This window comes from Dryocola boscaweniae (assembly GCF_025215095.1).
Taxonomy (GTDB): Bacteria; Pseudomonadota; Gammaproteobacteria; order Enterobacterales; family Enterobacteriaceae; genus Dryocola; species Dryocola boscaweniae.
Window position 1 is genome coordinate 157,264 of the sequence record NZ_JALHAP010000082.1, and the last position, 24,603, is coordinate 181,866.

26 protein-coding genes are annotated in these 24,603 nt (G+C 54.0%); 10 read left to right on the forward strand and 16 right to left on the reverse strand.

What is annotated here, in order from left to right; translation table 11 throughout:
* The first annotated feature begins 45 nt into the window (after positions 1–45).
* Both MUA00_RS18140 and sodC read left to right on the forward strand, forming a co-directional pair.
* On the forward strand, positions 46–942 hold the full coding sequence (locus tag MUA00_RS18140) for an aldo/keto reductase (RefSeq protein WP_271124389.1): 897 nt from the start codon (positions 46–48) through the stop codon (positions 940–942).
* 81 nt (positions 943–1,023) lie between these two features.
* The gene (gene sodC / locus MUA00_RS18145; protein ID WP_271124390.1) at positions 1,024–1,545 is read left to right on the forward strand and encodes a superoxide dismutase [Cu-Zn] SodC; all 522 of its coding nucleotides are present in this window, start codon (positions 1,024–1,026) and stop codon (positions 1,543–1,545) included.
* A gap of 1 nt (position 1,546) precedes the next feature.
* Here the strand turns inward: sodC and MUA00_RS18150 are convergent, their stop codons facing one another.
* From MUA00_RS18150 to MUA00_RS18160, 3 genes are read right to left on the reverse strand one after another with little or no spacing between them, the layout of a single operon-like run.
* Positions 1,547–3,568 (reverse strand): FUSC family protein, encoded by a 2,022-nt coding sequence (locus tag MUA00_RS18150; protein WP_271124391.1) that lies wholly within the window; start codon positions 3,566–3,568, stop codon positions 1,547–1,549.
* A 7-nt stretch (positions 3,569–3,575) separates the two neighbouring features.
* On the reverse strand, positions 3,576–4,433 hold the full coding sequence (locus MUA00_RS18155; RefSeq protein ID WP_271124392.1) for an efflux RND transporter periplasmic adaptor subunit: 858 nt from the start codon (positions 4,431–4,433) through the stop codon (positions 3,576–3,578).
* Positions 4,434–4,437: 4 nt separating this feature from the next.
* Positions 4,438–4,674: a DUF1656 domain-containing protein gene (locus tag MUA00_RS18160; RefSeq protein ID WP_271124393.1), complete on the reverse strand. Its 237-nt coding sequence runs from the start codon at positions 4,672–4,674 to the stop codon at positions 4,438–4,440.
* A 174-nt stretch (positions 4,675–4,848) separates the two neighbouring features.
* On the opposite strand from MUA00_RS18160, the gene slyA reads away from it, so the two are divergent.
* Positions 4,849–5,289 carry a transcriptional regulator SlyA gene (gene slyA, locus MUA00_RS18165; RefSeq protein ID WP_271124394.1) on the forward strand — a complete coding sequence of 147 codons (441 nt, stop codon included), beginning with the start codon at positions 4,849–4,851 and terminating at the stop codon, positions 5,287–5,289.
* A gap of 51 nt (positions 5,290–5,340) precedes the next feature.
* On the opposite strand, the gene slyB is transcribed toward slyA, so the two are convergent.
* Positions 5,341–5,808: an outer membrane lipoprotein SlyB gene (slyB, locus tag MUA00_RS18170; RefSeq protein ID WP_271124395.1), complete on the reverse strand. Its 468-nt coding sequence runs from the start codon at positions 5,806–5,808 to the stop codon at positions 5,341–5,343.
* Positions 5,809–6,094: 286 nt separating this feature from the next.
* On the opposite strand from slyB, the gene anmK reads away from it, so the two are divergent.
* From anmK to pdxY, 5 genes are all read left to right on the forward strand, one after another.
* A complete protein-coding gene (anmK, locus tag MUA00_RS18175) occupies positions 6,095–7,219 on the forward strand; it encodes an anhydro-N-acetylmuramic acid kinase (protein WP_271124396.1) in 1,125 nt (374 codons plus the stop codon).
* 92 nt (positions 7,220–7,311) lie between these two features.
* The gene (gene mliC, locus MUA00_RS18180; protein ID WP_271124397.1) at positions 7,312–7,635 is read left to right on the forward strand and encodes a C-type lysozyme inhibitor; all 324 of its coding nucleotides are present in this window, start codon (positions 7,312–7,314) and stop codon (positions 7,633–7,635) included.
* A gap of 57 nt (positions 7,636–7,692) precedes the next feature.
* On the forward strand, positions 7,693–8,349 hold the full coding sequence (gene pdxH, locus MUA00_RS18185) for a pyridoxamine 5'-phosphate oxidase (protein WP_271124398.1): 657 nt from the start codon (positions 7,693–7,695) through the stop codon (positions 8,347–8,349).
* 143 nt (positions 8,350–8,492) lie between these two features.
* The gene (gene tyrS / locus MUA00_RS18190) at positions 8,493–9,767 is read left to right on the forward strand and encodes a tyrosine--tRNA ligase (RefSeq protein ID WP_271124399.1); all 1,275 of its coding nucleotides are present in this window, start codon (positions 8,493–8,495) and stop codon (positions 9,765–9,767) included.
* A gap of 86 nt (positions 9,768–9,853) precedes the next feature.
* Positions 9,854–10,714, forward strand: a complete 861-nt coding sequence (gene pdxY, locus MUA00_RS18195; RefSeq protein WP_271124400.1) for a pyridoxal kinase PdxY — start codon at positions 9,854–9,856, stop codon at positions 10,712–10,714.
* Positions 10,715–10,744: 30 nt separating this feature from the next.
* On the opposite strand, the gene gstA is transcribed toward pdxY, so the two are convergent.
* From gstA to MUA00_RS18255, 12 genes are all read right to left on the reverse strand, one after another.
* Positions 10,745–11,347 (reverse strand): glutathione transferase GstA, encoded by a 603-nt coding sequence (gene gstA, locus MUA00_RS18200; RefSeq protein ID WP_271124401.1) that lies wholly within the window; start codon positions 11,345–11,347, stop codon positions 10,745–10,747.
* Positions 11,348–11,456: 109 nt separating this feature from the next.
* Entirely contained in the window at positions 11,457–12,959 is a 1,503-nt protein-coding gene (gene dtpA, locus MUA00_RS18205) for a dipeptide/tripeptide permease DtpA (protein ID WP_271124402.1), read from the reverse strand.
* Between the two features lie 616 nt (positions 12,960–13,575).
* Positions 13,576–14,211, reverse strand: a complete 636-nt coding sequence (gene nth / locus MUA00_RS18210; RefSeq protein WP_271124403.1) for an endonuclease III — start codon at positions 14,209–14,211, stop codon at positions 13,576–13,578.
* 9 nt (positions 14,212–14,220) lie between these two features.
* Positions 14,221–14,907, reverse strand: coding sequence for an electron transport complex subunit E (locus MUA00_RS18215; protein WP_271124404.1), 687 nt, complete (start codon positions 14,905–14,907; stop codon positions 14,221–14,223).
* Entirely contained in the window at positions 14,904–15,530 is a 627-nt protein-coding gene (gene rsxG, locus MUA00_RS18220; RefSeq protein ID WP_271124405.1) for an electron transport complex subunit RsxG, read from the reverse strand. The genes MUA00_RS18215 and rsxG overlap by 4 nt, the downstream gene beginning before the upstream one ends.
* Positions 15,531–15,539: 9 nt before the next feature.
* Positions 15,540–16,592, reverse strand: coding sequence for an electron transport complex subunit RsxD (gene rsxD, locus MUA00_RS18225; protein ID WP_271124406.1), 1,053 nt, complete (start codon positions 16,590–16,592; stop codon positions 15,540–15,542).
* Positions 16,593–18,656 (reverse strand): electron transport complex subunit RsxC, encoded by a 2,064-nt coding sequence (gene rsxC, locus MUA00_RS18230; RefSeq protein WP_271124407.1) that lies wholly within the window; start codon positions 18,654–18,656, stop codon positions 16,593–16,595.
* The gene (gene rsxB, locus MUA00_RS18235; RefSeq protein ID WP_271124408.1) at positions 18,649–19,227 is read right to left on the reverse strand and encodes an electron transport complex subunit RsxB; all 579 of its coding nucleotides are present in this window, start codon (positions 19,225–19,227) and stop codon (positions 18,649–18,651) included. Before rsxB ends, rsxC begins: the two co-directional genes overlap by 8 nt.
* Entirely contained in the window at positions 19,227–19,808 is a 582-nt protein-coding gene (gene rsxA / locus MUA00_RS18240) for an electron transport complex subunit RsxA (RefSeq protein WP_271124409.1), read from the reverse strand. Before rsxA ends, rsxB begins: the two co-directional genes overlap by 1 nt.
* 77 nt (positions 19,809–19,885) lie before the next feature.
* On the reverse strand, positions 19,886–20,326 hold the full coding sequence (locus tag MUA00_RS18245) for a DUF2569 domain-containing protein (RefSeq protein ID WP_271124410.1): 441 nt from the start codon (positions 20,324–20,326) through the stop codon (positions 19,886–19,888).
* Between the two features lie 99 nt (positions 20,327–20,425).
* Positions 20,426–20,641, reverse strand: coding sequence for a transcription modulator YdgT (gene ydgT / locus MUA00_RS18250; protein WP_271124411.1), 216 nt, complete (start codon positions 20,639–20,641; stop codon positions 20,426–20,428).
* 191 nt (positions 20,642–20,832) lie between these two features.
* Entirely contained in the window at positions 20,833–22,233 is a 1,401-nt protein-coding gene (locus MUA00_RS18255; RefSeq protein WP_271124412.1) for a GH1 family beta-glucosidase, read from the reverse strand.
* 226 nt (positions 22,234–22,459) lie between these two features.
* Between MUA00_RS18255 and MUA00_RS18260 the strand changes: the two genes are divergently transcribed.
* Together MUA00_RS18260 and MUA00_RS18265 are read left to right on the forward strand one after the other, a co-directional pair.
* A complete protein-coding gene (locus MUA00_RS18260) occupies positions 22,460–23,503 on the forward strand; it encodes an oxidoreductase (RefSeq protein ID WP_271124413.1) in 1,044 nt (347 codons plus the stop codon).
* A 90-nt stretch (positions 23,504–23,593) separates the two neighbouring features.
* Positions 23,594–24,592 carry a bile acid:sodium symporter family protein gene (locus MUA00_RS18265; RefSeq protein WP_271124414.1) on the forward strand — a complete coding sequence of 333 codons (999 nt, stop codon included), beginning with the start codon at positions 23,594–23,596 and terminating at the stop codon, positions 24,590–24,592.
* Positions 24,593–24,603: the final 11 nt, after the last annotated feature.

Consider the following 24,603-nt stretch of genomic DNA (forward strand, 5'->3'; position numbering starts at 1 on the left):
TTATACTCCGTCGCAGAATTTATCTATTATCGAGGTCATGCTTTTATGGTACAGCGCATTACGATTTCCCCGCAGGGGCCGGAGTTTTCACGTCTGGTGATGGGGTACTGGCGTTTGATGGAGTGGAATATGTCGCCACGCCAGTTAGCCGGTTTTATTGAAGAGCATGTTGAGTTGGGCATTACCACGGCCGATCACGCGGATATTTACGGCGGCTATCTGTGCGAAGCCGCCTTTGGCGACGCGATGCGCCTGGCGCCTCATTTGCGTCAAAAAATGGAGATCGTGACGAAATGCGGTATTGCCACCACGGCGAATCCGGACCACGTTCTGGGCCACTACATTACCGACCGCAGCCACATCATCAGCAGCGCAGAATCTTCGCTGCAAAAACTGGCGACGGATTATCTGGATCTGCTGTTAATCCATCGCCCGGACCCGTTAATGGACGCGGACGAAGTGGCGGAAGCTTTCACTGCGCTGCATCAGAGCGGAAAAGTGCGTCATTTTGGCGTGTCTAACTTTACGCCTGCCCAGTTCTCGCTGTTGCAGTCACGCCTGCCTTTCACGCTTGCCACAAACCAGGTTGAGATCTCGCCGGTTCATCAGCCAGCGATTCTGGACGGCACCCTGGATCAGTGCCAGCAGCTACGTATTCGTCCGATGGCCTGGTCGTGCCTTGGAGGCGGTAGCCTGTTTAACGACGAAACCAACCAGCCGCTGCGTGACGAACTGCAGGCCGTAGCGAATGAAATCGGCGCGCAAACCATCGAGCAGGTGGTTTATGCATGGGTGATGCGTCTGCCATCGCAGCCGCTGCCGATTATTGGCTCAGGCAAAATTGAGCGCGTGCGTTCGGCCATCCATTCTCTGTCACTGGAAATGAGCCGTCAGCAATGGTTCCGTATTCGTAAAGCCGCGCTGGGTTACGACGTGCCTTAATCCTGAAAAACCTTTACCTCCCGGTGAAAACTGCGCATGTGGCCTATGCTTAACAGGCGAAAAGACAACCCGGGAGGTAACATGAAGCGTTTTAATCTGGCTCTGTTAGCACTTTTCACCTGTACTGCCGCGCAGGCGGCAAGCGAAAAAGTAGAAATGAATCTCGTCACGCCGCAGGGTATCGGCCAATCTCTTGGCGTGGTGACCATCAACGAAACCGACAAAGGCCTGGAATTTGCGCCGGATCTGAAAACGCTTCCCCCGGGTGAACATGGCTTCCATATCCATGCCAAAGGCACCTGTGAGCCCGCGCTGAAAGACGGTAAACCATCCGCCGCCGAAGCAGCAGGCGGTCACCTCGATCCTGAACACACCGGCAAACATCTGGGGCCGGAAGGCGCCGGGCATCTGGGGGATTTACCTGTTTTAGTGGTGAATAATGACGGCATCGCCACGCAGCCCGTCACGGCGCCGCGTTTGAAAAAGCTTGATGAAGTGAAGGGCAAGGCGCTGATGATCCACGTTAACGGCGATAATATGTCCGATCAGCCAAAACCTCTTGGCGGCGGCGGTGAGCGCTACGCATGTGGCGTGATCAAATAAATTAGCTGCCGCCCGTCAGCGTACCGACAGGCGGCGCCTGTTCTAACTGCGATAGCGAGCAATAAAGTCGCCAGATAATACCGGCCAGGTCTCGCGCCGCCGGGTTGTGATGATGGGACAGGCTGTCGCATATTTTTTGTAATTCACGTAATGCCTCTCCCAGCGGGCGCTGCTGCACGCCTCGTTCGCTCATTACGTCACGCAAGGTATGTATGCATACGTCCCGCACGTTTGAAAGCGGGTCCGAACGCGATTCCCAACTGCGCAACTGCCACACCACGTGTGAGCAGTTCAACAGCACCACGCCCCAGCGCAGCAACCAGCGCCTCGCAATTTCGTCTTTGCTATTACTCAACTGGCTGATGTGATGATAAACCAGCGATTCAAACTGGTTTTCATTACGCTGCGGCCTGCCGCTTAGCTGATCGACAAAACCGCGCCGCAAAGAACGTATGTGGCGGCGGCTTTTGCGGGTGTCGGAACTTGGGCGCAGAACGGAAAAGGCGACCCACGACAAACCCACGCCGATAACTTTCGCCAGATTATCGTTCAGGAAATCCGCGAAATCGTAGACTGGCGGGTTGGTCACGGCAATAAACGAGCCCATAAAAACAATCAACTGTCCCCACAGCCCGGCAAGCTTCGGCTGCTGCAGCTTCATAAGCTGCATAGTGGCGAGCAGCGGGAACAAAAAGAGCAGAAATTGCCATAAGTCCGTTATTTGCACCATCAGGCCGAATTTGATCAGAAAGCTGAATAACGACAGCCAAAGCAGGGTGCGCATCAGCAGAGTCAAAGAGCCAAGTGGCGAGGCGACGGAAGAATAAAGCACGCAGCTTATCGCCGCGAGCGACAGAGCGCCACCTGCCGATTCCCACTGGGTGCTGACTCCCCAGGCGCCGGTTACCGTTATCACGCAGAACGTGCGTAATGCGCTCCACGCCGCTTCGGCGTTATCGGTGTTTCGCGCGAGGGAAGGCGTCCTGGGCGGCGTTAAGACGGAAACCGGCGTGGCGTTTTCCAGCTCGCGTAACCAACGGCTGCTATCAAGATATAACCAGCAAAAGTAGCGCAGGCGATGCCAGAAAGCCTGATGACGATAATCATCCTGCGAAGCCGGCGCGATTTGCTGCAGCAGCCTTGCGATATCGTATTTATGTACTTCCGGCCGCGCCAGCTCTTTAAGCAGCGTATCAAGCAGCGGCCACAGATGCGCAGGCGGTTCAGGCCAGTTCAGCAACATACGGCGCAGGCCCGAGATAACGCTGGTCAGACGTAGCTGCTGGTGAAGCAGATAATTAAGCAAATTATTCTGGCGACGAAAGCGGTAATGGCTCCAGAAGGCCTGAATACGCAGCAGGTTCATCGTCAGAATCTGGCTGATAACACCTTCATGAGCGGTGCGAATCGCATCCGTGGTTTCAGGCTTCCACAGCAGGCTTGCATGCTCCAGCAGCCGTGCGTGCATGTTTTTAAGGGCCGTCAGCAGGGCGGTGCCATCGGAGGTGCTGGGCAGCACCATCATCATAAAACCGCCGCACAATATCCCGACTACCACCTCGCAAACGCGCGCCTGGGCGATATCCCACAGTTCGGTGTATTCAACGGTATCGATCATCGGGAAGGCGATGATCGCCGCGGTGTAGCCGGCCAGCATAAAAGCATAGGCCGCATTATTCTGAAAATGGCTGGAAACCCAGGTGCAGAGCGCAAGCCAGGCGGCCATCGCAAAGATGAAAAGCCACGGATCGTTTAACGTGTTACCGGCAATGATCATCGCGGCCGCAGCGCCAATAAAGCTGCCCGCAATGCGGCCCAGGCTTTTGCTGACAACGCCGCCGACGGTGGGGAAGCTTACTACGGCGGCGGAGGTCATGGCCCAGTAAGGCTCATCTAAGTTCAGACAATAGGCGATAGTTAAGGCCAGACACATCGCAATGGCGTTACGCAGCGCATAGCGCCATTGTCCGCCGCTTGCCTTTCCCCACGGTGTGTTGCGCCATTCAAGCCAGCTAAGTTTCATGGCCGACTCAGCGTGTAATGGTCACGGTGCAGGTGGTGCCGGAAACCAGCGTCACACCCTGGGGAATCTCATCAAGCCTGATGCGTACCGGCACGCGTTGGGCCAGGCGCACCCAGGGCACGTTAGGTTTTATGTCCGGCACAAGATCGCTTTCGCTCTCAATGCTCTGGTCGTAGATGGCGCGGCCGATGCTTTCCACTTTACCCGTAAGCGGCTGATGTCCGCTATAGAGGATAATATTCGCTAAATCGCCGGGCTGAATGTGCCGCAGCTTGGTCTCTTCAAAATAGCCCACCACATAAAATGAGTGGCTGTCCACAAGGGCGAAAACAGGCTGCCCGGTAGTGGCGTAGTTTCCGGTACGGGTAGAAAGGTTAGTGACCCAACCATCCACCGGGGCGCTCACCGTGGTCTGGCTAATTTGCCACTGTGCCTGTTCAAGCGTTGCCTGTGCGGCTTTGACTGCGGCCTGCGAAGCTTTCACGTTGATATTGGCGGTATCCATATCTTCCGCAGAAATGTAATTGCGCGGCAGGTTGTGGCGGCGACGGGCTTCATTGCTGGCTTTTGACAGTTCGGACTGCGCCTGCGCGAGCTGCGCCTGAGCGTTGAGTTCGGCAATACGGTACGGCGTGGCGTCGAGGGTGAACAAAACGGTGCCGGCCTTCACGAACTGGTTATCCACCACGTTCAGTTTCGTGATGGTGCCTGAGACCTGCGGCGTGATGCTGACCTGCTCGGCGCGCACCTTCCCGTCTCGCGTCCAGGGAGATTGCATGTAATAATTCCACAGCAGCCAGCCTGCGACCAGTGCTGCGGCGAAAACCAGCAGGGTAGAAAAGTACTTTAAGGTTTTAAAATTCATGTAGTTACCCTGCAACCAGAATGACAAGAGCCGCGCTTACCGACAGGGCGAAAAGCGATAAATCCATTAGCGTGGGATGCCATATTTCGCCCGAATACATCCAGTCGCGTAAAAGACGATGTAAAACGAGCCAGATAAAAAAGCCCAGCATCACCGCTTTGAACAAAGGGGGAAAGTAAATGGATGCGCCTACGATCAAATCCTGAACGGGTAGACCCGATGCGGTAAAGGTGAAGCTCACGTCGCATAATCCTTTAAAGAGCGGGGTGTCTGCCGTTTCCCCAGGCCTTGTGATTGTATGAAAGTGTAGCTGGTTGCATAACATCAGCAAAAGTAAGGAATTTGTTTTTAAAAATTAAAGCCTGCACAATAGTCTAAAATCAGTATAATAAGTTAGCAAGCTAATTATAAGGAGATGAAATTGGAAACGCCATTAGGATCAGATTTGGCCCGGCTGGTACGCATCTGGCGTGCTCTTATTGACCATCGCCTGAAACCTCTGGAATTGACACAGACACACTGGGTAACGCTGCATAATATTCATCAGCTACCGCCCGAGCAGTCACAGATTCAGTTGGCCAAAGCGATTGGCATCGAGCAGCCTTCATTGGTCAGAACGCTTGATCAACTTGAAGAGAAAGGGTTGATATCACGCCAGACCTGCGCAAACGATCGCCGGGCAAAACGAATCAAGCTTACCGAACGCGCTATGCCGATCATTACCGAGATGGAACATGTGATCAATCAAACGCGCGGGGAAATTTTATCCGGCATCAGCGCGGATGAATTAAGCCTGTTGATTAATCTTATTAGCCGTCTTGAGCAGAATATTATCGAACTCCAGGCGCGTGACTAAGCCAACCAATAAAAAAGGCCTGCTGAGCAGGCCTTTTTTATTAAATCATTCTTAACGTGGCGAAACGGTTAGCTGATTACCGCTACCGGCAATAGCAACGCGCTGACCTGCGGAGAATTTACTGCTGCCTTGTTTTTGCACCACCATGATGCTGTTGCCGTCATCTTTACGGATTTCGAGCTCAACGCCCTGGCTTTTGTTTACCGCGCCCTGAACGCCCTGGCCTGCAACGCCCCCTGCAACGGCACCGGCAGCCGTTGCCAGTGAACGACCGGTACCGCCGCCTACGGTATTCCCCAGGAAACCGCCCAATACCGCACCACCGATTGCGCCAATCACGTTGGAGTCATCGCCCCCCTGGATCTGCACCTGACGAACGTTGACCACGGTGCCGTAGGTTACGCTCTGTACCTGCTTTGCATCAGAAGCTTTATAGACATCACCAGAAAGTGAGCTGTCATTGACACAACCCGCTAAAGATAAGCCAACTAACGAAACAACCAATACACGTGAAATCATTTTATGAATCTCCTGTTCATCTGGAAACGCCCAAGCGAGCATCCTTCATGGGTAAATTATATGGTATTTAGGTGCGAAATTTCATTTTAGTTCAGCACAGTGAATGTAAAAATAATAAAAGAGCCGCCCTTAACCGGAAGTAAACGGTTGTATCCGCGGCCTTGATCGGAAAATAAATACTCCTTCAGGTCGCGATGCTGTTAAAAAATATTAATAAATCATCGTATTAAGTGTTAGTTTATGGTGGAGTATTTCTCTCAATCGGCGCGGTTTACAGGAGTAACAGATGAAATCTGGTCGTTATATCGGCGTGATGTCGGGCACCAGTCTCGATGGCATAGATGTTGTTTTAGCGGCCATTGATGAACATCTGGTCGTTCAGCTTGCCAGCTACAGCCATCCCATTCCTCTGGATATAAAAAATGCCGTTCTGGCTATTTGCCAGGGCCAGCAGCTTACGCTCTCTCAGCTTGGCCAGCTTGACAATCGCCTCGGTAAACTCTTTGCGCAGGCCGTCCAAATCCTGATGGATCAACAAAGTCTTACCCGTGAGGATGTAACCGCTATTGGTTGCCACGGGCAAACTGTCTGGCATGAACCGCAGGGGGACGCGGCGCACACGTTGCAAATTGGCGACAACAATCAGATAGTCGCGCTAACGGGCGTGACCGTCGTAGGCGATTTTCGTCGTCGGGATATGGCCCTTGGCGGGCAGGGCGCGCCGCTGGTGCCAGCTTTCCACCATGCGCTGCTTGCGCATCCTACAGAACGCCGCATGGTGCTCAATATCGGCGGCATCGCGAATCTTTCGCTGTTGATTCCGGGTCACGCGGTGAAGGGTTATGACACCGGGCCTGGCAATATGCTGATGGACGCGTGGATTTGGCGTCAAAAAGGCAAGCCTTACGATAAAGACGCCCAGTGGGCGAGCAGCGGAAAAATCATTCTGCCGCTGCTACAGCAAATGCTGAGCGACCCTTATTTTGCCGCGCCTGCGCCAAAAAGCACCGGACGTGAGTATTTCAATCTTGGCTGGCTTGAGCGCCATCTTACCGCCTTCCCGGGCCTTGCCAGCGAAGATATCCAGGCAACCCTTACCGAGCTTACCGCCGTTACGATATCCGAGCAGGTGCTGTTAAGCGGGGGTTGTGAGCGTCTGATGGTCTGCGGCGGCGGGAGCCGTAACCCGCTTTTAATGGCGCGTCTGGCAGGTTTATTACCCGGCACAGAAGTGGGTTCCACCGATGAGTCAGGCATCAGCGGTGACGATATGGAAGCGCTGGCATTCGCATGGCTTGCCTACCGTACTATGTCCGGTTTGCCGGGAAATTTACCTTCCGTAACCGGCGCATCCGAGGCGAGCGTGCTGGGCGCGATTTTTCCCGCCAACCTCCGGCATAATCAGAGTTAACTGAAATTATCTTCACCCCAGAGTCTCTACACTGAAGAAGAAAAGGGAGGGCTGAGCCCCTCCAGGGATAAGAAGATCTTCAGGATACGCAGATGAAAAAATTACTTGTTGCCACGATTCCGATGCTGCTTGCCGGCTGTAGCTACTACAACTCCTTCGTGGAACGGATGCAAACCGACACGCAGCAATACCAGTGTGACGAAAAGCCGCTCACCGTGAAGCTTAATAACAACAAGCAGATGGTTAACTTCGTTTATAACAACGATTACCTGTCGCTGACGCAAGGGCTGTCAGCCTCCGGCGCGCGTTATACCGACGGCGTTTATGTCTTCTGGTCTAAAGGCGACAGCGCTACCGTTTATCGCAAAGACACCGTTGTGCTCAATAATTGCCAGCTACAAAATCCCCGGCGTTGAGATTTCTCAGGGTGGAGCGCACAATAGTTCCACCTGATTCTAGCCTGACGTAACGCCATGTCTGATAACGACTCTTTGCAACAGATTGCGCATCTGCGCCGTGAATACACCAAAGGTGGCCTGCGCCGCCGCGATCTTACCGACAAGCCTCTCGACCTCTTTGAACGCTGGCTTGGCCAGGCCTGTGAAGCAAAACTTGCCGATCCCACCGCGATGGTGGTGGCGACCGTTGATGAAAACGGCCAGCCGTATCAGCGTATCGTGCTGCTCAAACATTTCGACGAACGCGGCCTGGTGTTCTACACCAACCTCGGTTCACGCAAAGCTCATCATCTGGAAAACAACCCGCGCATCAGCCTGCATTTTCCCTGGCATATGCTTGACCGCCAGGTCATGGTGCAGGGCACGGCAGAACGCCTGTCAACGCTTGAAGTGGTGAAATACTTTCACAGCCGCCCGCGTGACAGCCAGATTGGCGCATGGGTGTCTAAACAATCCAGCCGTATTTCCGCACGCGGGGTGCTGGAGAGCAAATTCCTCGAACTCAAACAAAAATTCCAGCAGGGCGATATCCCGCTGCCGAGTTTCTGGGGCGGCTACCGGGTTTCTGTAGACCAAATGGAATTCTGGCAGGGCGGCGAACATCGCCTGCACGATCGCTTTTTATACCAGCGCGAAGGGGATGCCTGGAAAATCGACCGCCTCGCCCCATAACGCTGAGGAATTATTGCGTTAAGCGCTGGCACTCCGTGGGCTGGCGCTTTATTCTATGTCCCCTTAAGAATTTAACTCCTTTCGCCAGCAGGCGAAAAGCCGTGTACCGGCAAAGGTGCAGTCGTAAATACATGGAGAATTTGATGGCAAGCATCAATTTGATAAAACAATTGCAAGAGCGGGGCCTGGTGGCTCAGGTAACGGATGAGGAAGCGTTAGCGCAGCGTTTGGCGCAAGGGCCAATCGCGCTCTATTGCGGCTTCGATCCTACCGCTGACAGCTTGCACTTGGGCCATCTGGTTCCGCTGCTGTGTCTGAAACGATTCCAGGAAGCCGGCCACAAGCCAGTGGCCCTGGTAGGGGGCGCAACGGGTCTTATCGGCGATCCAAGCTTTAAAGCCGTTGAGCGTAAGCTCAATACCGAAGATACGGTTCACGAGTGGGTAGAAAAAATTCGCCGTCAGGTCGCGCCGTTCCTCGATTTTGACTGCGGTGAAAACTCCGCCATTGCGGCCAACAACTACGACTGGTTTGGCGGCATGAACGTGCTGACTTTCCTGCGTGATATCGGCAAGCACTTCTCTGTTAACCAGATGATTAACAAAGAAGCGGTGAAGCAGCGTCTGAACCGCGACGACGTGGGGATCTCCTTTACCGAGTTCTCCTACAACCTGCTGCAGGGCTATGACTTCGCGTGCCTGAACAAGCTGCACGGCGTTGTGCTGCAAATCGGCGGTTCTGACCAGTGGGGCAACATCACCTCCGGCATCGACCTGACTCGCCGTCTGCATCAGCAGCAGACGTTTGGTCTGACCGTTCCGCTGATCACCAAATCTGACGGCACCAAATTCGGCAAAACCGAAGGCGGCGCGGTGTGGCTGGATCCGAAGAAAACCAGCCCGTACAAGTTCTATCAGTTCTGGATTAACACCGCGGACGCTGACGTTTACCGCTTCCTGAAGTTCTTCACCTTCATGAGCCTTGAAGAAATCAACGGGCTGGAAGAAGAAGACAAAAACAGCGGTACCGCGCCTCGCGCTCAGTACGTGCTGGCTGAGGAAGTTACTCGTCTGGTGCACGGCGAAGAGGGCCTGAGCGCTGCGAAGCGTATTACCAGCAGCCTGTTTAACGGCAATCTGAGCAGTCTGACTGAAGCCGATTTCGCCCAACTGGCGCAGGATGGCGTACCGATGGTTGAACTGGAGCGCGGTGCGGACCTGCAGCAGGCGCTGGTGGACTCCGAACTGCAGCCTTCACGCGGGCAGGCTCGTAAAACCATCGCCCAGAACGCTATCACCATTAACGGTGAAAAGCAGGCCGACCCGGAATACACTTTTGCCGACAGCGATATTTTGTTCAATCGCTACACCTTGCTGCGTCGGGGTAAGAAAAATTACTGCCTCGTTTGCTGGAAGTAATTAAGAAAGACCAGAAGGGCGTAGGATTGCAATCCACGCCCTTTATTTTTGCCATAAACACAACAAGCTGTTGATCCGGATTAGAAATGAAAAACATCCTTGCCATCCAGTCTCATGTGGTATTCGGTCACGCCGGCAATAGTGCCGCCGAATTCCCAATGCGCCGACTGGGCGCCAACGTCTGGCCGTTGAATACGGTTCAGTTTTCCAATCATACCCAATACGGGAAATGGACCGGCAGCGTCATGCCTGCCAGCCACCTCAGCGACATCGTGCAGGGGATTGCGGATATCGGCCAGCTACAGCGCTGTGATGCGGTGCTGAGCGGCTACCTTGGCTCAGCCGAGCAGGGCGAACATATTCTGTCTATCGTGCGTCAGGTGAAAGCGGCGAACCCGAATGCGAAGTACTTTTGCGATCCTGTAATGGGGCATCCGGAAAAAGGCTGTATCGTGGCGCCAGGCGTTGCAGAGTTCCATACGCGCTGCGCCCTGCCTGCAAGCGACATTATCGCGCCTAACCTGCTGGAGCTTGAAATCCTGAGCGGTCACGCCGTGAACTCGGTTGAAGAGGCTGTAAGCACCGCACGCGAACTTATCGCTCAGGGGCCGCAAATCGTGCTGGTGAAACATCTGGCGCGCGCGGGCTATCAGCAGGATCGTTTTGAAATGCTGCTGGTGACGGCGGAAGAAGCGTGGCATATTCACCGCCCGCTGGTGGATTTTGGCGAGCGTCAGCCAGTCGGCGTCGGCGATGTCACAAGCGGGCTGTTGCTCGTGAAATTGCTACAGGGCGCCACGCTGCGTGAAGCGCTGGAACACGTAACCGCCGCAGTTTATGACGTAATGGCGGTGACCAAAAAAATGGGCGAGTACGAACTGCAACTGGTGGCCGCCCAGGAAGGCATTGCGAAGCCTGAACACTATTTTACGGCGGTTAAGCTGTAAAAATAACGCCCTCGTATCGAGGGCGTTTTACTATAAACCTTCCGCAGCCAGAGCCGCTTCGACAGCCGGGCGTGCCTTCATGCGCGCCATAAATGCCTCTATGTTGCTCAGTCCGTTCATCTCAAGCTTAACGGCGTACGCCCAGCGCAGTACGGTAAACAGGTAGGCATCCGCCACGCTAAAACGCAGGCCCATCAGCCACTGTTTATCGTTCAGCTCTTCATTTACGTACTGCAGCTTTTTCTCCAGCGCTTTACGGGCAATCACTTTGTACTCTTCAGGCGTGGCGGGGTTGAACAGCGGCGTAAAACCTTTATGCAGTTCGGTTGCGATATAGTTAAGCCATTCGAGCGTGTGGTAACGCGTCATGCTGCCGGCGGGCGCAAGGAGTTGACGATCGGGAACTTTGTCGGCCAGGAACTGGACGATGGCGACGCCTTCGGTGAGCAGCGAGCCGTCATCAAGCACCAGCGCGGGAACCTGGCCCTTGGCGTTAATCTCAAGATAATCATCTCCCGCTTCGGTTTTCTTGTTCGCCAAATCAACTTTGACCAGCGAGAAGTCAATGCCGGTTTCGCGCAGGACGATATGAGGGGAGAGGGAACAGGCACCAGCTTTATAATACAGTTTCATTACTAAACTCCTGTGGGCGCTACGGTACTTCATGTTAGTCCCCATACAGGCAAAAAAAAAGCCGTTAACAGTGAAGCTAACGGCTGAAAATCAAATGTTTCCCGCTACATTACGCGGTGACGGTTTTCTTAGCGCTTTCGATCTCATCGCTGTGCGTCATGCGGTTCAGCTTCGGCGCGATGGCAAACATCAGCACGGCGATAACGCCGGTCGCGATACCAATCTGCATGAAGACATGACCATACACGGCCAGAGACTGCAGCGGGTCGGTGACGTTATCAGGCACGGCCATCAGGTTGGCGACCTTACCGGCGATGATGGCAGCGCCAGCGGTAGTCAGGAACCAGCTACCCATGATAAAGCCCATCAGGCGCTGTGGAACCAGTTGCGCAACCATTGCCAGACCCAGACCGGAAATCATCAGCTCGCCGATGCTCTGCAGCGCGTAGCTCAGCACCAGCCAGCTTACGGAAACGATACCCGCGTCGGAGGCGAATTTTGCGCCCAGCGGCAGCACGAGGAACGCCATGGAGCACAGCGCCATGCCGATAGCGAACTTGTGCGGCATCGGCAGGCGGTCGCCCATTTTGTTATAGATAGCGGCAAGAATAGGGCTGCCGATCATAATCCAGAACGGGTTCAGCGCCTGGAATTGCTCCGGCTGGAAGGTGATGCCTAAAATGGCATGCTCAACGTTACGGATAGCGAAGAAGTTCAACGACGTTGGCATCTGGCTATAGAGCACGAAGAAGACGATAGCCTGCATCATCAGTACGAACGCTACTATCATCTTACGACGCGCGGCGTCTTTCATGGCGATAGCTTCTTTCGCGAAGATAATCACGATACCCAGCGCAACCACGCCAAGCACCATGCGCGCGATGCCCTGGTTGTGCAGCAGCCAGGTAGCGACGGTCGCCAGAATAACGACGCCGGCGATAGTGGCAGCAAGCTTACCGAAGTGAACCGGCTCAAAGTCAGGTTTGGAACCGTAGTCTTTAACCCATTTTTTGCAGAACATGAAGTTCACAAGCGTAATCAGCATGCCCACAAAGCTCAGCGAGAACGCCACGCTCCAGCCGAACTTCGCGGCAAGCCACGGCGTCGCCAGCATGGAGAAGAAAGAGCCGATGTTGATGGACATGTAGTACATGGTAAAGGCGCCATCAAGACGCGGGTCATCTTTCTCATAGCAGGTGGAAAGCAGGGAGGAAGGGTTAGCCTTAAACAGGCCGTTACCTACGGCGATAGTCGCCATACCCATATAAACGATGCCGGCATTGTGGCCGGAGAAAGCGACAAGCGCGTAGCCAACGGCCAGTACGATAGTACCGAGCACGATGACGCGTTTGGTGCCGAGAACTTTGTCACCCAGCCAGCCGCCGATAGCGACCATGCCGTAAACCAGCGCGCTAAAGGATGAGAACAGCGTGATGGAGTCCGCCTCGGACATCCCGAGCATTTTGACCAGATAGACGGCCATAATGCCCTGTAGGCCATAGAAACCAAAACGTTCCCAAAGTTCGATTGAGAAAATCAGATAAAACGATTTCGGTTGTTTGAAAGCGTTCAGGCTAACGCTTTCTGCTGGTTTATTGTTTGCAGTCGACACATATACCTCTTTTTTTACATCCCACTTTAACAGGAGTTTTATAAGCGTGATGCCCTGTGACATTCACTTTATTGTTATGAAGGGAGGGGGAAACGGCGGGTAATGTTCACTATCTGCAGGCATCAGGCAAGAGGTTTGCAATACTCTGTTACATATATCCTGGGCGGGATAATGCTCTTTTCAGAGAAATGTTATTCAGCGTTAAATTTTAATATTTGAATCTTTACAGAGTAAATATCTCTTAAGCCAGGCCGAAAGAACCGCGTTAGTGATATGTCCTGCTGTTTAAGCTTAAAGGCAGTGATATGGGCCAGTCATTAAGAAACATCCAGTTTAATGTATTGGTTCATATCGCGTATCAATAACGATCGCCATGAATCTTCGACAAAAAAATGACCAAAAATTAACATGGAGTTATCAAAGTGATCTGTGTCACATATATATAGAAAATTCTTATCGTAAAAAAACGATTAACCTGGTGAGGTGATTATCTTCAACAGGATATAAACGGCATCGCAAAGGTTTGTGAAACAAACCATTGTTAATGGTCGTATTTAAGGTGGGTGTAAAGATCGTTTAGGGGCAGACCGTCAGTTGCCTGACCCAGAGACAGAAATTATGTGTCGGTTTTATCTTTGTATTCACACAAATCTTCAATAATGCATGAGCCGCAGCGCGGTTTGCGGGCAATACAGGTATAACGGCCATGCAAAATCAGCCAGTGATGGCAGTCAACTTTAAATTCTGCAGGAACCACTTTAAGCAGCTTATCTTCCACCTGTTCGACGTTTTTGCCCGGAGCGAAGTTAGTCCGGTTACAAACGCGGAAAATATGCGTATCCACGGCGATTGTCGGCCAGCCGAAAGCGGTATTCAGCACCACGTTAGCCGTTTTGCGGCCAACGCCGGGCAGCGCTTCCAGCGCCGCGCGGTCTTCAGGCACTTCACCCTGATGCAACTCCAGCAACATGCGGCAGGTTTTAATCACGTTTTCCGCTTTGCTGTTAAACAGGCCGATGGTTTTGATATACGACTTCACGCCTTCCACGCCCAAATCAAGCATGGCCTGCGGCGTGTTAGCCACCGGATAAAGTTTGGCTGTGGCCTTATTTACGCTCACATCCGTTGCCTGTGCGGAAAGCAGCACGGCAATCAACAGCTCGAAAGGGGAGCTGAACTGTAGTTCAGTCGTTGGGTTGGGGTTGTTATCGCGCAGACGCGTGAGGATCTCCAGCCGCTTAGTTTTGTTCATCGTGCTTCCTTATGCCTGCTCTGCATTTCCCTTCACCGCCACGCTTTTAGCGGCGCGACGAGCCTTCATCTTTTCATCGATAAGGTATTTAACTGCCAGCATTAAACCGAGCCCAATAAAGGCGCCCGGCGGCAACATTGCCAGCAGGAAAGGCGTATCCGTATGAAAAATTTCAATGCGCAAGGCTTTCGCCCAGTTGCCGAGCAGGCCATCCGCACCGTCAAACAGCGTGCCGTTACCGATAATTTCACGCAGGGAACCCAGCACGAACATCGCGCTGGTAGCCCCAAGGCCGATTGCAAAGCCGTCCAGCGCGGCCAGCGGCACGCTACTTTTTGCCGCAAAAGCCTCCGCGCGCCCAATCACAATGCAGTTGGTGACAATCAGCGGGATAAAGATCCCAAGGGACTGGTACAGCCCGAACGCGTAGGCGTTAATAAGCATCTGAACGGTACTGACTACCGATGCGATAATCATCACGTAAATGGGGATACGAATCTCTGAGGGTACCCAACGGCGCAGGGCGGAAACGGCGGCGTTAGTTAAGGTGAGCACAAGCGTAGTGGCCAGACCCAAACCCAGCGCATTGGTAGCCGTAGAGGTTACGGCAAGCAGCGGGCAAAGTCCTAATAGCTGCACCAGGGCGGAGTTATTCTTCCACAGGCCCTGCACCAGAATTTCTTTTACATCACTCATGGTTGTGCTCCACAGGATGATAATTGTGACAAACGCGGCGGGAGCGTTTGGGCGAAAAGCCCTGCGCGTTTGACCGCGTTGACTACCGCGCGCGGCGTAATGGTCGCGCCGGTAAACTGGTCAAACTGCCCGCCGTCTTTCTTCACCGCCCAGGCTGCGTCGTCCGCACCCTGGATAGTTTTTCCGGAAAAATGGGTGATCCAGTCGCTCAGGCGAAGCTCGATTTTATCGCCAAGGCCAGGCGTTTCGTGGTGTTCAGTAACGCGAGTGCCCAGTACTTTGCCTTTGAAATCTGCGCCGACCAGCAGTTGGATTGCGCCGGAATAGCCGTCGGGAGCGGTCACTTCCATCACCACGGCAACCGGCTCGTCGCTTTTGCGCGCAATATACATCTGACGCTCGCCCGCACCCAGTTGCGGATCGCTGACAAGGACACAGCTCTGCTGGATGTCGTTATCGTACATGTCGGCAGGCAAAACCTGATCGAATAATAATTTTTGCTGCAAAGCAGCCTGACGTTCGATAGTCGGCTTCGTCAGCTCGTTGACCACAGCCGTCAGCCCGGTTGCCAGCGCGGCGAAAATTGCCAGCGTAACGCCATGTTTTTTCATTGTTTTCAGCATGACGATTCCTTAACGATGGCCGTAGACGCGCGGACGGGTGTAATAATCAATCAGCGGCACGGTGATATTCGCCAGCAGCACAGCAAAAGCCACCCCGTCCGGATAACCGCCCCAGGTCCGAATCAACCACACCAGCAAACCTGCCAGAGCGCCAAAAATCAGGCGTCCGCGGTTGGTTGTCGATGCGGTAACCGGGTCGGTAAGAATGAAAAAAGCACCAAACATCGTCGCGCCAGAGAAAAGATGAATGACGGGCGAAACGCATTTCTCCGGTGAAAATACCCAGCCAAGCGTTGCGCAAAGGGTCAGCGCCAGCAGAAAACTGACCGGGATATGCCAGCGGATAGTGCCGCGCCATAGCAGGAACGCGCCGCCCGCCATAAACGCCATATTTATCCATTGCCAGCCAAGCCCGGCCAGCACGCCGCCGTAGATGGGCGTATTGAGCAAATCCGCAGCCTGGTGGCCCGCGCGAACCCCGGTTTTGAAAGTATCGAGCGGCGTTGCCTGGCTTATGCCATCCACGCCCATGCGCAGTTGCGTCATGGTATCGCCCACCGCCGTGCTGCCGGTAAAGATAACGTGCAGAATATCAGTGATGCCCGGCACCGTAGCGGCAATAGACTGTGGCGGCAGCCAGGAGGTCATTTGCACCGGGAAGGCAATCAGCAGCACAACGTAGCCGATCATCGCCGGGTTAAACGGGTTATGGCCCAGTCCGCCATAAAGTTGTTTGGCGATAATTACCGCAAAAACTGTTCCGAGAATCACCATCCACCACGGAGCGAGCGGCGGAATACTGGCTCCCAGCAGCAGGCCGGTCAACGCAGCAGAATTATCGCCAAGCGTAAGTCGCAGCGACTGTTTACGTAACTTCACCACCAGCGCTTCGGCAGCAACAGCGCTGAGAACGCCAAGCGCAATCTGAATCAGGCTACCCCAGCCAAACCAGAAACACAGCGCCGCGATGCCCGGTAAAGCGGCATAAGTGACCAGCAGCATAATTTTTGAGGTGCTGCGCTGGTTATGGGTATAGGGAGAGCTTGCGATTTTAAAAACCATTTAATCCTCTGGCACCATCTGCTGAGCGGCTTTGCGTGCCTGTACGCGGGCGATCGCCGCAGCGACAGCCGCTTTTCTTGGGTCTTGTTCTTCTGTAGATCCTGCTTCTTTGGCTTCTTCCTGTTGAACCGCTTTACGCGCCTTGGCGCGAGCGATAGCCGCTTCAACGGCGGCTTTGCGCGGATCGGCTGGCTCGACAGGCGCGGCTTCTTCAACAGACTCGCTGCTTGCCTGCGCCGCTTTACGCGCCTTGGCGCGAGCGATAGCCGCTTCAACGGCGGCTTTGCGCGGATCGGCAGGCTCGACAGGTGCGGCTTCTTCAACAGGCTCGCTGCTTGCCTGCGCCGCTTTACGCGCTTTGGCGCGAGCGATAGCCGCTTCAACGGCGGCTTTACGCGGATCGGCTGCTGCGGTTTCGTTGATTTCCACCTGCTGCGCTTTTTCAGCCTGCTTTGCTCGCGCCTGAGCTTTTCGGGCTTCACGGGCGGCGATCGTCTCGCTGTTATCCGGCTTGCTTCCGGCCTGCACAATAATCGGTTCGTTGCTGGCGGCTTTCTTGCTTTTTACGCGGGCAAGAGCAGCCTGAATTGCATCGCTATCTTTATCCGAAGGCTTGACCGCGGCCTGTTTGTGGCGCTCAAGGCGCGCGGCTTTTTCACGCTCCAGACGTGCTTTGCGCGCTTCAAAGCGTACCTTGGCTTCTGTGGTACGTTTTGCCTCCATTTCAATTTCGCGGATCTCTGCTTTTTCCTGACGGAAATACTGCACCAGCGGGATATTACTTGGGCAAACGTAAGCGCACGCGCCGCATTCGATACAGTCTTTAAGATTGTGCGCGGTGGCTTTGTCGTGCTGCTGACCTTTGCTGAACCAGTACAACTGCTGCGGAAGAAGGTCCGCCGGGCAGGAGTCCGCACAGGCGCTACAGCGGATGCAGCTTTGCTCTTCGCCCGGCTCGCCCATTTCGTTTGCCGAAGGGGCCAGCAGGCAGTTAGTGATTTTTACCACCGGCACGTCAAGCCAGGGCAGGCTAAAGCCCATCAGCGGGCCGCCCATAATGACCTGCTGCTCTGGGCCCGGACGGAAACCGGCGAAATCTAGCAGATGGCGAACCGGCGTTCCCAGACGGGCCCAGACGTTGCCCGGCTGAGCAACGGCTTCACCGGTGAGCGTTACAACGCGCTCGGTCAACGGCTCGCCGTCAATGATTGCGCGTTTTACCGCATAAGCCGTACCGACGTTCTGCATCAGTACGCCAATATCCGAAGAGCGGCCGCCGTGGGGAACCTGTTTGCCGGTGAGGATCTGCGTAAGCTGTTTCGCGCCGCCGGAAGGATATTTAGTCGGCACCACGCGTAGCTGAATATCGTGGGAATCAGCAAGCACCGCGCGCAGCATGGAAATCGCCTGCGGTTTGTTGTCTTCAATACCGATTAACACGCGCTGCGGTTGCAGAATGTGGGCAAGAATGCGGATGCCCTCGACAATCTGCGCGGCGCAGTCCTGCATCAGACGATCGTCCGCGGTGATGTACGGCTCGCACTCGGCGGCGTTAATAATCAGCGTATCGATTTTATCGCCGCCGCCCTGCAACTTATTCCCGGTCGGGAAGCCCGCGCCGCCCAGTCCCGCAACGCCGAACTGATGAATGCGTTCGACTAAAGCTTCGCGGCTGCGGCAACGGTAGTCAGCCCAGCCGTCCCGCTCAATCCAGGTGTCTTTTCCGTCGGCGTCGATAATTACGCTCAGCTCGGCAAGAGCCGAAGGGTGCGCCGTGGAGTGCGGAGCAATCGCCGTAACGGTGCCTGAAGTTGGCGCGTGAACCGGCAGCATTCTGCCGCGACCTTTGGTCAGCGGCTGGCCGCGCAGCACAACGTCGCCGGCTTTCACACACAGTTCGCCCTCAGCGCCGATATGCTGCTTAAGCGGAAGTACGAACTGTTTAGACAAGGGAACCTGGCGCAACGGCGTGCCGTTGGACTGGCTTTTCATCTCCGGCGGATGAATGCCGCCGTCGAAATCCCAGATGCGGTCTTTATTAAAGCGTTTGAAGAAATTAAGCATGTTGCTCCACCGGGATATTACGAACCGGAATGGTCTGGAGATCCCATTTCCAGCTTTCAGTGGTGGCGACGACCGGGACCAGGTCGATACAGCGCGTCGGACAGGGGTCCACACACAGATTGCAGCCGGTGCAAAGGTCGCTCATAACGGTGTGCATTGCACGCGTAGCTCCTACGATGGCGTCAACAGGGCAGGCCTGGATGCACTTCGTGCAGCCTATACAGTTGGCTTCGTCAATAACGGCCAGCATACGCGCGGGGGCGAGGGCAGATTCATCGCCTTCGATAGGCTGCGGATCGACGTTCAGCAGGGTAGCGATTTTTTGCATTACCGCCTCGCCGCCCGGAGCGCAGAGATTTATTTTTGCGCCGTTATTGGCCACCGCTTCGGCATAAGGCCGACAGCCGGGATAGCCGCATTGCCCGCACTGGCTTTGCGGCAGCAACTCCTCGACTTTTTCGACGATCGGATCTTCTTCAACGGCGAAGCGGCGCGAGGCATACCCCAGAATCAGGCCAAAGGCCAGTCCCAACAGGGTAATCGCGATAACAGCAATCCAGACGGTACTCATCAGAACTTCACCAGCCCGCTAAAGCCCATAAACGCCAGCGACATTAAACCGGCGGTAATCAGGGCAATGGCGTTGCCTTTGAACGGAGCAGGCACGTCAGACACGGCGAGACGTTCGCGAATAGCCGCGAACAGCACCATCACCAGTGAAAACCCTATCGCTGCGGAGAAACCGTACAACGCCGATTGCAGAAAGTTATGGCCAAGGTTGACGTTTAACAGCGCCACGCCCAGCACCGCGCAGTTAGTGGTAATAAGCGGTAAAAATATCCCTAATAAGCGATAAAGGGCAGGGCTGGTTTTTCTGACCACCATTTCGGTGAACTGCACCACGACTGCGATAACCAGAATAAAGGCAAGGGTACGCAAATAGACCAAATCCAGCGGGATCAGGATCAGGTCGTTAATAACCCAGGCGCAAACAGAAGCCAGCGTTAATACAAAAGTGGTAGCAAGCCCCATGCCGATGGCGGTCTCCAGTTTTTTGGAAACGCCCATAAACGGGCATAGCCCCAAAAACTTCACCAACACGAAGTTATTGACCAGCACCGTACCAACAAAGAGCAGCAAGTAATCTGTCATTTTCTAACCTGAAACAAAAAAAGCCGTCCATTATCGGCGAAAAAATAAGCGACGACAACAGAGTATTTATAGGGTTATTACGGATTAATAAAGGTTTGCTTCACGCGCTGCGAGCGTTTGAGGTAAGGCACCAGCAATGAGGCTGCGAGCAGCGGGAACAAAAGTTGGCGTAAGGCGAGGTCGTCACTGACCGGGGAAAAGGCAAACGCTTTAATGGCCAACAGCACCGAAATCAGTAACCAGAGAATATAATGACGCACGACGTTTTTACGACGTTTGAAAAAGGCTACGGTCAGCCATACGGTGTAACCCCACATGGCAATCGCGCAGGCCACCGAGAAGTACCAGAACAGCACCATATTGTGCCCCTGGGCGTTCATCAAACGATGGCTTTCAGGAGAGATAAGCATCATCAAATAGATGACCAGCGCGATGGAACTGCTGAGTAAAGTCAACAGCAGCCAGGCGAGAGGGGCGATAAGCCAGCCTGCAATACGCGGTGCTTGCGTGATAGTCATGTAGCCTCCCGAATGCAAAATAACGAAATGCGTTTCTTATGTGTGACATAAGGCGGGGGGATTATAAGACTTTTTACGCGTAATGCTACCCGCAAGCCGTTACACGACGTAACGCCACACGGATTTCGGCACGCAGCCGAGGTCAAAAAGACGGCCGCCGGATACCAGTTCGGCGCGACGATGATCCGCTGCGCGGTACATGTTGATGATGTCGTTGTTATCGGTGAGGCTGTAATTGAGGTGGTCGAACAATTTTTCCAGACTTTCCAGGGTAGTAATTTTTCTGAATTTAATTAAATAGTCTTGCGCTGTCATAGGGGAAGTATCCATACATAAATTAGCATCCGGTTTGCAAACTGTGTCGTTTGCTTTGCCCGAATATAAACGCACAGCCGCCATTTTCTTTAACGCATTTATCCATAACCGGCTTATTTAGGACTTTTCCTTGAGCGCAACGCAAAAATAAATCAGGCGTTTTAACACGCCTGATTTATTCGATTATTTAATTATCTTTTTTCACCGCGACTGGCAATCAGTTGCTGATACCAGAAGAAACTTTTCTTACGTTTACGGGCGAGCCCATTTTGATGGTCGACATAAACAAAGCCGTACTGCTTCTGATAACCGTTGAGCCAGCTTAGCAGATCGATAAACGACCAGGGATAATAGCCACGCACGTCAGCGCCTTGCTGCATGGCGGTTTCGATAGCATCGATATGTATTTTTAAATAATCGATGCGCGGGTCATCAACAATTTCACCGTCGATAATAGGATCCTTAGCGCCAAGGCCATTTTCGGTGATATACATCGGAATATCGCCATAACGGGCTTTGATTTGCAAAATACCGTCGGTTAATCCTTGTGGGTAAATTTCCCAGTCCCAGTCGGTATAAACGCCGGTGGGGTTGCGGACGAATTTAAATAAATCTTTAAACCCAAACTCATGGCCGCTATTACGCTCACCGCTGTGATTGGCCTGCAAATGCGTTTGCTGGTTATTTGCAGCAACGGTTTCGCGTTTGTAATAGTTAAGCCCGATAAAATCACAGATATTTTCTTTCAGTAATTGTTCATCGCCTGCTGCAAATTGCGGCACGTTCCACAGCGCCCGGGCTTTGGCTAACAGGTCGGCGGGGTATTCGCCTTTTAATACCGGGTCGTAGAGCCAGTGAGTCCAGATGCCATCGGCCAGCTCTGCGGCCTGTTTATCTTCTGCGGAATCCGTAAGCGGCGTATGGGTCTGCAAAACATTCACGAAGCCTATCGTGCCCGCTATTTGGCCCGCGCGGAACGCTTTAACCGCGCCAGCATGAGCAACAAAGACATGGTGGCAGGCCTGGATTGCGCGGGCGGGATCGCGCACTGAAGGCGGGTGGCTGCCGGTAATATAACCGTGTCCAATGAATACTACGGTTTCGTTAAACGTTGACCAGAGCTTCACGCGGTCGCCAAAACGGGCGTAACAAAGGCGGGCATATTCAACAAAGGCATCCGCAGTGGCGCGGTTTTCCCAGCCGCCTTCATCCTGTAACGCCTGCGGCAGATCCCAGTGATAAAGGGTGATCATGGGCTCAATGTTGTTTTCAAGCAGACAATCAATCAGGTCGCTATAGAACTTCACCCCGGCTTCGTTGACTTCACCGCGCCCTTGCGGGAATAGACGTGGCCAGGAAAGAGAGAATCGGTAACTTTGCAGTCCCTGCTCGGCCATTAAAGCCACATCTTCACGGAAGCGGTGGTAGTGGTCGACGGCGACATCGCCGTTGGTGCCCTGATAAGTGGTGCCGGGCTGGTGGGCAAAGACATCCCAGATTGACGGGCCTTTGCCATCGGCATCGTAACCGCCTTCAACCTGATACGCCGCGGTTGCGGCACCCCAAAGAAAGTGTTGCGGAAAAGCTGACATGACTACGCTCCTTGAGTTGACTCGACCAGGGCAGTGTAGGCAGCGCAGCTGAATGGCTGCAACCGGTTTCCGAAACCGGTTTCATATTTGCGAAGCGTATCACTTTTGGCATTCACGGCCACAAGGCCTGGCAAGTGCTCAACCAACACGCAACAATTAAACTACCTGTTGTTACACTGGAAGGGATGGTGTCAAATGAGGACGTCCATAAAAGTGAGGAATACAAATGAGTGATAATATTCGTGTCGGACTAATCGGTTACGGTTATGCCAGTAAGACTTTTCATGCGCCACTCATTGTCGGCACGCCGGGAATGGAGCTTGCGGCGGTTTCCAGCAGTGATGAAACCAAAGTCCATGCGGACTGGCCGAACATGCCCGTTGTTTCCGATCCGCATCATCTGTTTAACGATCCTGATATCGACCTCATTGTGGTTCCTACTCCCAACGATACCCACTTCCCGCTGGCGAAAGCTGCGCTTGAGGCGGGCAAACATGTAGTGGTCGATAAGCCGTTCACCGTGACGTTGTCACAAGCCCGGGAACTGGATGCGCTGGCGAAAAGCCGCGGCCTGCTGCTTTCCGTGTTCCATAACCGCCGTTGGGACAGCGATTTCCTGACGCTGAAAACGCTGCTTGCCGATGGCACGCTGGGCGAAGTCGCCTATTTCGAATCCCATTTCGACCGCTTCCGTCCGCAGGTGCGTAACCGCTGGCGCGAACAGGCGGGCGTTGGCAGCGGGATCTGGTACGATCTGGGGCCGCATCTTATCGATCAGGCCCTTAATCTTTTCGGCCTGCCGGTGAGCTTAACCGTCGATCTGGCGCAGCTTCGTCCGGGTGCTCAGGCAACGGATTATTTTCACGCCGTGCTGGCTTATCCGCAGCGCCGCATTGTGCTGCACGGTTCGCTGCTTGCCGCCGCTGAATCTGCGCGTTATATCGTTCACGGCACCCGCGGCAGCTACATTAAATATGGCCTGGATCCGCAGGAAGACCGTCTGAAAGCGGGCGATCGTTTGCCGCAGGAGGACTGGGGCTATGATATGCGCGACGGCGTGCTGACCCAGGCCGTGGGAGAAGCGATGGTAGAACAAACGCTGCTCACGGTTCCGGGGAACTACCCGGCTTACTACGCCGCAATTCGCGACGCGCTGACAGGCCACGGCGAGAACCCGGTGCCGGCAGCGCAGGCGATTCAGGTAATGGAACTTATCGAACTGGGCATCGAGTCGGCGAAAAAACGAGCGACGCTGAATCTGGCTAAATAAGTTTAACGGCTTACCCGGTTTTCTTCCTGTCGGGAGGATAGCCGGGTTTATCGTTATATGAGCCCCGTAAACACGAATGAAGGACAGGTAATGGGTTGGTTGCAGCGTCTGAAAATCGATAAGTTTTTACTGGTCATGATTGCTGTTGTGGCGGTGGCCTCGCTCTTTCCCTGTGAAGGCGTCGTCAAAACAGGATTTGAATACCTGACCGCGGCTGCCATAGCGCTGCTGTTCTTTATGCACGGCGCAAAGCTTTCCCGTGACGCTATTGTGGCCGGGATGGGGCACTGGAAGCTACATCTGGTGGTGTTTCTCAGCACCTTTGCGCTATTCCCGCTGCTTGGTCTGGCGATGGGGTTCCTGTCGCCAGCTATTCTCAGCCAGCCGCTTTACATGGGCTTTCTTTATCTTTGTGCGTTACCGGCAACGGTTCAGTCGGCTATCGCATTTACTTCCGTCGCCGGCGGTAACGTGGCGGCTGCGGTTTGCAGCGCCTCGGCTTCCAGTATTCTGGGTATTTTCCTGTCGCCGGTATTGGTTGGCGCATTGATGAACACTCAGGAAGGCGCGACGGATACCCTGCATGCGATTGGCAAAATCATCATGCAACTGATGGTGCCGTTTGTGATTGGTCATCTGTCGCGCCCGCTGATTGGCCGCTGGGTGGATAAACATAAAAAGCTTATCAGCCTGACGGATCGCTCTTCCATTCTGCTGGTGGTGTATGTGGCGTTCAGTGAAGCGGTAGTGCAGGGGATCTGGCATCAGGTCGACGGCTATGCGCTGTTGGGCGTGCTGGGTTGCTCGATTGTGCTGCTGGCTATTGTGCTGGTAGTCAATACCTGCGCCGCGCGGCTGCTGGGCTTTAATACCGCCGATGAAATTACCATTGTGTTTTGCGGCTCGAAGAAAAGCCTCGCCAACGGCGTGCCGATGGCAAACGTGTTATTCCCGGCGAGCGCGGTGGGGATGATGGTGCTGCCGCTGATGATTTTCCACCAGATCCAGCTAATGGTTTGCGCAGTTCTGGCGCAGCGCTATGCGCGTAAAACGGCAAAAGAAAAACGGCAGCTTGAGTCAGCTTCCTGACCTGAGCTGCC